Source organism: Acinetobacter sp. AKBS16 (genome assembly GCF_002899995.1).
Taxonomy (GTDB): Bacteria; Pseudomonadota; Gammaproteobacteria; order Pseudomonadales; family Moraxellaceae; genus Acinetobacter; species Acinetobacter baumannii.
Genome location: NZ_POYH01000052.1, coordinates 87,718 through 96,634, shown reverse-complemented (window position 1 = coordinate 96,634; position 8,917 = coordinate 87,718). Strand labels below are relative to the sequence as shown.

Genomic DNA, 8,917 nt, shown 5'->3' with positions numbered 1-8,917 from the left:
CCATAGCCTCCGCCACCACCGCCAAAACCTCCTCCGCGTCCGCCGCCACCAGCTCCACTCAGAATAGCCTGTAAAATCAGTTGGGCAATTGAAGTTATGAGTAAAAAGAAAATGCCAAAACCCAGTAGTAAACTCATTACTACGCCAGCACCATTTACAAAACCAGCTACCGCTGCCGCAACGCCAGCTGTTGACGCGCTAAGTGGTCGACCAACAATAAATGATCCCACAACCCCAGCAACAAGAATAAATAAAGCCATTGTGAGCGTAGTTTGTTTGGCTTGTTGTTCTTCGGCAGCTTGATGTTGGCGTTCTTTTAAATCTTGAGCAGCTTGCTGAGCAACTTCCGGATCTAAATTTAAAATTCTTCCAATTTCATCAAGTCCTGCATTTAGTCCTTGAGCATATTGGGCTTGTTTAAAATAAGGGGTAATTTGATTTCGAATAATTCGACTTGCAACAATATCAGGTAATACTCCTTCTAAACCGTATCCAGTTAGAATCTGTATTCTATGGTCATTAATTGCAACTGCAATAAGTAAGCCATTATCTCGTTTACTCGAACCGAGTTGCCATTTTTCACCTACTCGCAAAGCATAATCAAAAATATCTTCTTGACCTGTAGTCGGTACAATCACAATGCCTATTTGTGCTTTACCTTGTTGGTACAGATTTAAGATTTTCTGGCTAAGCTGTTGTTTTTCGGTTTCACTCAAAACGTTAGCTTGATCAATGACAGGTTGATTTAATGTTGGTAAACCGCGAATTGATTCACCATCAGCCATATCATTTGCAACTTGCGTTTGAGGTGTGACACTCGAAGCTGCCTGAGAATTTATTTGAGGCTTAGATGCTTGAGCTTGCTGCTGTTGAATAATTTTGCCTGCCACTACCGTATCCGTTTCATCGGTAGCAGTGGCAATATTATTCTCACTCCAAGCCGCATTCTGAAACAGAACACCACAGCAGAGAATAATTAAGGTAATAACGAATACCCTAATTTGCTTAGACTGAAGCAATATAGTATTTCTCATGCGGCACTCCTTTGATTTAAATTAATCAAAAGAAACTTTTGGAGCCTGTTGAGCAGATGCTTCTGCAGAGAAATTGGCTTTAGGATGCATGCCAATCACTTTCGCTGTTACTGCTTGTGGGAACTGACGAACATAAGCGTTATAGTCCTGAACAGTTGTAATATAACGATTACGGGCAACAGCAATTCGGTTTTCTGTTCCCTCAAGCTGAACTTGCAATTCTTGGAATTGGGTATTGGCTTTTAAATCCGGGTAGTTTTCTGAAACGGCAATAAGTCGAGATAATGCCCCAGTTAACTGGCTTTGTGCCTGTTGATATTTTTCAAGTAATGCTGGGTCTTCTAATACTTCTTTATCAACCTTCAAGCCTGCAACATTGGCACGTGCTTGAGTGACTTCTGTTAAAACCTGTTCTTCATGTTTAGCATAACCTTTTACAACATTTACCAGATTTGGAACTAGATCGGCACGACGTTGATATTGGTTTTGTACTTCAGACCAAGCCGCTGTTACAGCTTCATCTTTAACCTGTAAGGTATTATAGCCACAGCCTGAAAATAATAGGGTACTGGCAAGTGTTGTCGCGATAGCAAGTTGTTTAAACGTTTTCATCGTCACATTATCCTCAAGTTTTTCTTTATATTTTTAACCACTTTTCCCGATTGTATGACGATTTTGGCATTATTGTGTTGCTTTTATTTTATAGATTTAAAAAAACCGGATTTTTAAATCCGATTTTTTATTAGCTTGGTCTTGGATTTTTTTCCTCTTGGAAACTCGTCATTTGATATTCATCGGCCAAATAGCTTTTCCAATAATCGACCATATGGCCATAATCTTTTTGATTCGGGTGGAAGTCTTTTTTGTAATAAGCAAAATATTCAGGAGTTAGCTGTATAAGCATTTTAGCAAGCAAATATAGCCCAAATAAGTTACCTCCGATTTTAGGTAAGCTCTTCCATTTATCTTGCCAAAATAGCCGTGTAGTGCCATAAAAAGCAAGACTTGCAAACCCTGTAGTGACACTCCGCATGAGTAAACGACGAATACGGTCATCGCCATATACCTGTTGATAGACATCGAATGCAACTGAACGATGCTCAATTTCTTCTATAGCATGCCAAACCCAAAGCTTTAGCGCATCTTGATCCAAAGTTTTTAGAAGTTCTGGATGCTGTAAAATATATCCTCCCAGCAAAGCCGTAAAATGCTCAAATGCACATGTCAGTGCTAGCTGCAGCTTAGGAGAAATTGTTCTTAAATACTTGTCACGCTCATTCAACCAGCTCTGAAAGCGATCCAGATTATAGTCATCACGACGCCAAGCCTCATTGAACTCTCCATGTGCTTTCGAATGCATTGCTTCTTGCCCAATAAATGCCGCAATCTGAGCCTGTAATTGAGGGTCGGAAACTTTGTCACGTACATTACGCACGCTATTTACAAAAAACTGTTCTCCTACTGGAAATGTTGAAGAGAGTGCAGTTAAAAAATGGGACATTAAAGGCGAATTTGCAAAATAATAGCGTTTGATAGCTTGAGGATTAAACTCAAGGCGACGCACTGTAATACCCAACGCTTTTCGACGATTTAAATATGATTTTTCTGCCGTCATACCTGCGATATTCATATTCAACACCTATTGTATTGAAGAAGGAAGCTTTGAGTATCTCTTGCGACTAAGGGGCTAAACAGGGCAAAAAAGCTTATTGTATTTGCCAAAAGCATCAAACTGACTAATGGTAAAAAAATAAAGCCTGCATATCGCAGGCTTTATCAAAAACTTTAATAATGATTTTTTTAGATTAAACACCAAGGTAATCTAAAATACCTTCAGCAGCTTGGCGACCTTCCCAGATTGCTGTAACTACAAGGTCTGAACCACGTACCATATCACCACCAGCAAAGATTTTTGGGTTTGAAGTCTGGAATTTAAATTCCTGCTGTTCAGGTGCAACAACACGACCAGAACCATCAAGATTAATATTCACACTACCAAACCAGTCAGCAGGGCTTGGACGGAAACCGAACGCTAGCAAAACTGCATCAGCAGGTAAAACTTCTTCAGAACCCGGAATTGGCTCAGGACTACGGCGGCCACGACTATCTGGTTCACCCATTTGTGTCGTTACCACTTTTACGCCTGTTACCTTACCATTTTCACCAACAATCTCGATTGGTTGACGGTTAAATAAGAACTTTACACCTTCTTCATACGCATTTTTTACTTCACGTGCAGAACCCGGCATATTATTCATCACGGCGGTATGCACAAGTTACATCGTGGGCACCTTGACGTAATGAAGTACGGTTACAGTCCATTGCGGTATCACCACCACCAAGAACAATAACTTTCTTACCATCCATGCTAATGTATTCACTTGGGTCCTTTTCCCATCCCTGACAACGGTTCACGTTAGAGATTAAGAAATCAAGCGCATCATAAACACCGTCAAGATCTTCACCAGGGAAACCACCTTTCATGTAGGTATAAGTTCCCATCCCCATGAATACTGCATCATATTCAGCAAGTAATTCATCAATCGTGACGTCTTTACCAATTTCAGTATTTAAGCGGAATTCAATGCCCATGCCAGTGAAAATTTCACGGCGGCGCTTCATCACATCTTTTTCCATTTTGAATTCTGGAATACCAAATGTTAGTAAGCCACCAATTTCAGGACGCTTGTCAAATACCACTGGTTTAACGCCGCCACGAGCTAAAATGTCGGCACAGCCTAGGCCTGCTGGACCTGCACCAATGATTGCAACTTTTTTACCTGTCCACTTCACATGTGACATATCTGGGCGCCAACCCAAAGCAAAAGCCGTGTCATTGATATATTTTTCAGCATTACCAATTGTTACTGCACCAAAGCCATCATTTAAGGTACAAGCACCTTCACACAAACGGTCCTGTGGACATACACGACCACATACCTCAGGTAAAGTATTTGTTTGATGGCAAAGCTCAGCAGCCTGAAAAATTTGGCCTTCAGCAATGAGTTTTAGCCAGTTTGGAATGTAGTTATGTACAGGACATTTCCATTCGCAATATGGGTTACCACAACCTAAACAACGGTGCGTCTGATTGGTTACAGTTTCCGAAGTAAAAGGTTTATAAATTTCCACAAACTCTGCTTTGCGGACAGTAATATCTTTTTTCTCTGGATCTTGACGTGGTACATCCAGAAATTGAAAGTCATTATTTAGGCGTTCTGCCATGTCTCTCTCCGTGGGTAGGCGCGGATTTCCTTGTTTGCCCGCACCTGCCTATGTCTTTGCAGTCGTGGAATTATTGTGGGTCAGCTTGTGTAGTTTTCAAAAGCGATTGCAAGTTAGCAGCTTTTGGTTTTACAAGCCAGAATTTACGGCTGTAGAAGTCAAACTCATTGCGGATTTTGTAAGCCCAAGCACTACCTGTTTCCTTGATGTGCTCGTCAATAATACGCAATAAGAATTCTTTATGATCTTCCATAGATTCTGTTGAAATACGGGTTAAGTCAATTAACTCGTGGTTGTAGTAATCTACAAAGTCATTATCGAGGTCAAGCACGTAAGCAAAACCGCCTGTCATACCTGCACCGAAGTTATGACCCACTTTTCCAAGCACAGTCACAACACCACCAGTCATATATTCACAGCAGTGGTCACCTGCACCTTCAATAACAGCAAACGCACCAGAGTTACGAACCGCGAAACGCTCACCTGCTGTACCTGCAGCAAATAACTTACCGCCAGTTGCACCATACAAACAAGTATTACCAATAATTGCTGTATTTTGTGTCTGGAAAGGTGAACCTTTTGGTGGGAAGATCGAAATACGACCACCAGCCATACCTTTACCTACATAGTCATTTGCATCACCTTCAAGACGGATGTGCAAACCACCAGCATTCCAAACACCAAGTGACTGACCAGCAGTACCTGTTAGGTTCATTACAACCGGATGTGCTTCCATACCCAAGTTGCCATAGCGACGAGCAATCTCACCCGATACACGTGCACCAATTGAACGGTCACAGTTCACGACATTAAAGTTGAATTGACCACCAGCGCTTGACTCAATTGCAGGAAGCATTTCTTCAACCATTCTTTCAGCCAATACGCCCTTGTCAAACGGTGCATTACCTTCTACTTCACAATACTGCGCTTTACCTTCAGCAGCAGGATGAGAAGTTAACAATGCACTTAAATCAAGATGAGCATGTTTCTCTGTTTCACCCGGTAAGACTTCAAGTAAATCTACACGACCAATCAAGTCTTTAAGTGAAGCTACACCAAGAGCCGCCAACCATTCACGAGTTTCTTCTGCAATAAAGTGGAAGAAATTAATGAGCATTTGTGGTTCGCCAATATAGTGCTCTTGACGTAAATGATCTTGTTGAGTTGCAACACCAGTCGCACAGTTGTTTAAGTGGCAAATACGTAGGTATTTACAACCTAATGCGATCATTGGTGTAGAACCAAAACCGAAACTTTCAGCACCTAAAATAGCTGCCTTAATAACATCAAGACCAGTCTTTAAACCACCGTCAGTTTGTACACGTACTTTGCCACGCAAGTCATTTACACGAAGTGCCTGATGCGCTTCACTCAAGCCAAGCTCCCATGGCGAACCTGCATGGTGAATTGATGAAAGCGGAGACGCAGCAGTACCACCGTCATAACCTGAAATGGTAATAAAGTCTGCATATGCTTTAGCAACACCTGCAGCAATCGTACCTACACCCGGCTCAGATACTAACTTCACAGATACCATGGCTTTCGGGTTAACTTGTTTCAAGTCAAAAATCAGTTGCGACAAATCTTCAATTGAGTAAATGTCATGATGCGGTGGAGGTGAAATAAGTGTCACACCCGGAACAGAGTAACGTAAACGTGCAATCAAGCCATTCACTTTACCACCTGGCAACTGGCCACCTTCACCCGGTTTTGCACCTTGAGCAACTTTAATTTGCAAGACTTCAGCAGAAGTTAAGTAAGCAGGTGTTACACCAAAACGTCCAGATGCAATTTGCTTGATTTTCGAGTTACGAATTGTGCCGTAACGCGCAGGATCTTCACCACCCTCACCAGAATTTGAACGACCACCAATGGTATTCATGGCAATTGCAATTGCTTCATGGGCTTCTGGAGAAAGTGCACCTAAAGACATCCCTGCCGAGTCGAAACGAGGCAAGATAGCTTCAACCGATTCAACTTGCTCAACCGGAATTGGATTGGTTGTTTTTAACTTAAACAAGTCACGAATAGTCGCGATCGGACGGTTATTCACTAACTCGGCATATTCTTTAAAGTCTTCGTATTTGCCAGAACGAACTGCCTTATGTAGCGAGTTAATCACGTCTGGGTTAAATGCGTGGTATTCTTTACCAAATACGAATTTCAGCAAACCACCTTGATCAATTGGTTTACGGTTAGACCAAGCTGTGGCCGCTAACTTTTTCTGGTCATTTTCAAGATCAACAAATGTTGCACCTTGGATACGACTAGGAACACCTAAGAAACATTGATCTACAACTTCAGAAGATAAACCAACTGCTTCAAATAACTGACCACCACGGTAAGAAGCTACTGTCGAGATACCCATCTTTGAAAGAACTTTTAATAAGCCTTTCTCGATACCTTTACGGAAGTTTGCCTGTGCATGGATTGGATCACCTAAAAGCTCACCTTTAGCAATCAAATCATTGATTACATCATATGCAAGGTATGGATAAATGGCAGTAGCACCAAAACCGAGTAACACCGCAAATTGATGTGGATCACGTGCAAAACCGGTTTCAACCATAATGTTTGCATCAGTACGCAAACCAGTTTTTATGAGGTGATGGTGTACCGCACCTGTTGCAAGCGCAGCATTTGCAGGTAAATAACCTTGACGAATGTTTTTATCAGTTAAAACAATTAAGGTCTTACCATCACGAACCGCTTGTGCAGATTCTTCACAAATACGAGTAATCGCAGCTTGTAAACCTTCGGTTTCAGCATAGTTCAGATCAATATCAACCGCCTCATAACCCGCACGTTCAATGCTACGAATTTGCTGCATTTTTGAATTTGATAAAACCGGGCTAGAGATGATGATACGATCAGCATGCTCAGGACCTTGTTCGAATACGTTCTGCTCACGACCCAAACAGGTTTCAAGTGACATAACAATTGACTCGCGTAATGGGTCAATTGGTGGGTTTGTCACCTGTGCAAACTGTTGACGGAAGTAATCGGTCACATGACGTACTTGACGAGACAATACAGCCATTGGTGTATCGTCACCCATAGAACCCACAGCTTCCTGGCCGCTCTCAGCGATTGGACGTAACAACTGATCGCGCTCTTCAAATGTCACCATAAACATTTTTTGAGCCGCTTTTAATGCATCGCCAGTTAAACCTTTATCAACAAGTTGTTCTTCAAGTTCCGGGTTTGCATTTAAGCGAATTGCATGGTCACGTAACCACTCACGGTACGGACGCATGTTTTTCAAGTGATTGCTAACATCTTTAGTATCAAGCACTTTACCTGTAAGGGTATCTACAACCAAGATTTGACCAGGACCTACACGACCTTTTGATACCACATCTTCTGGCTCATAACCCCAAACACCAATTTCAGATGCCAAGGTAATGTAATCATTTTTGGTAATAACCCAACGCGCTGGACGTAAACCATTACGGTCAAGCATACAAATCGCATGACGACCATCTTGAATAACGAGGCCTGCCGGACCATCCCAAGCTTCCATATGTTTAGAGTTGAACTCATAGAATGCACGCAAGTCTGCATCTAAAGTTTCAACGTTCTGCCAAGCTGGTGGCACGAGCATACGTAAAGCACGGAATAAATCCATACCACCGCCCACCAGAATCTCAAGCATATTATCTAAACTTGAAGAGTCCGATCCTGTACGGTTTACAATCGGGTTAAGCTCAGTAAGACCTGGTAATAATGGGTTTTCAAATTTAGGAGTACGCGCTAATGCCCAGTTACGGTTTGCTGTAATTGTGTTGATTTCACCATTATGTGCAAGATAACGGAATGGCTGAGCTAATGGCCAACGCGGTAATGTATTTGTAGAGAAACGTTGGTGGAATACCACGATATGTGATTTTAAACGCTCATCTGCCAAGTCTGTATAAAACTCGGCAATCGCCGCAGGCATCATTAGGCCTTTATAGCTAATAACTGTCGAGCAAAGCGTAGTCACGTAAAATAGCGGATCATTTTGGAGTTGTTGTTCCGCACGGCGACGCGCCAAGAATAACTTACGGTTAAATTCAACCTCAGTTACGCCCATTGGACAGTTCACAATGACTTGCTCAAAAGCAGGTAAAGATTGAAGCGCGATTTCACCCAATGCATCGTTGTTTGTTGGAACGATACGCCAAGCAAGTACACGTAAACCTTCTGACTCAATTTCTTTCGTTAAAATATTTTTAGAGTGCTGTGCTAATGCTGGATCAATATTTAAAAATACCGTACCCACAGCAAAAATTTCACTCAGTGTAATATCACTCAGTTTTTTTGCTTCATCACGGAAAAATTGCTTTGGCATCGCCAATAATAAGCCGCAACCATCTCCCGTCTTGCCATCTGCGGCAATACCACCACGGTGCGTCATGCAACTTAAACTGTGAATCGCGGTTTCTACTAGATGATGACTTGATTCACCCTTCATATGGGCAATCAGTCCAAAACCACAGTTATCCTTAAACTCATCAGGCTGATATAAACCTTGAGCGGGAGCTACAGTATTAGGCGATGGCATGTGCATAGCGTACCCTTCTTTCAATAAGGCTCTTTCGAGCGTCAAACAAACAACTTCTTTTTGCGATAGTGCCTATGGACGATAGTTAGCTCAATGTTTCGCAAAAAAAAAT

At 42.0% G+C, this 8,917-nt stretch carries 4 protein-coding genes and 1 pseudogene; all 5 read right to left on the bottom strand.

What is annotated here, in order from left to right:
• Positions 1-1,034 (bottom strand): TPM domain-containing protein (locus C1642_RS09350; RefSeq protein ID WP_103236235.1); only part of this gene is annotated, 1,034 nt, incomplete at its 3' end.
• A 21-nt stretch (positions 1,035-1,055) separates the two neighbouring features.
• Positions 1,056-1,646, bottom strand: coding sequence for a LemA family protein (locus tag C1642_RS09345; protein ID WP_000846931.1), 591 nt, complete (start codon positions 1,644-1,646; stop codon positions 1,056-1,058).
• 130 nt (positions 1,647-1,776) lie between these two features.
• Entirely contained in the window at positions 1,777-2,664 is an 888-nt protein-coding gene (locus C1642_RS09340) for a metal-dependent hydrolase (RefSeq protein ID WP_005130727.1), read from the bottom strand.
• A 175-nt stretch (positions 2,665-2,839) separates the two neighbouring features.
• Positions 2,840-4,259 (bottom strand): annotated as a pseudogene (locus tag C1642_RS09335) (FAD-dependent oxidoreductase).
• Positions 4,260-4,329: 70 nt separating this feature from the next.
• Positions 4,330-8,805, bottom strand: a complete 4,476-nt coding sequence (gene gltB, locus C1642_RS09330; RefSeq protein ID WP_001139944.1) for a glutamate synthase large subunit — start codon at positions 8,803-8,805, stop codon at positions 4,330-4,332.
• Positions 8,806-8,917: the final 112 nt, after the last annotated feature.

Coding starts and splice junctions, on each gene's coding strand:
- C1642_RS09345 (WP_000846931.1), bottom strand. CDS start 1,646: ATGAAAACGTTTAAACAACTTGCTATCGCGACAACACTTGCCAGTACC.
- C1642_RS09340 (WP_005130727.1), bottom strand. CDS start 2,664: ATGAATATCGCAGGTATGACGGCAGAAAAATCATATTTAAATCGTCGA.
- gltB (WP_001139944.1), bottom strand. CDS start 8,805: ATGCCATCGCCTAATACTGTAGCTCCCGCTCAAGGTTTATATCAGCCT.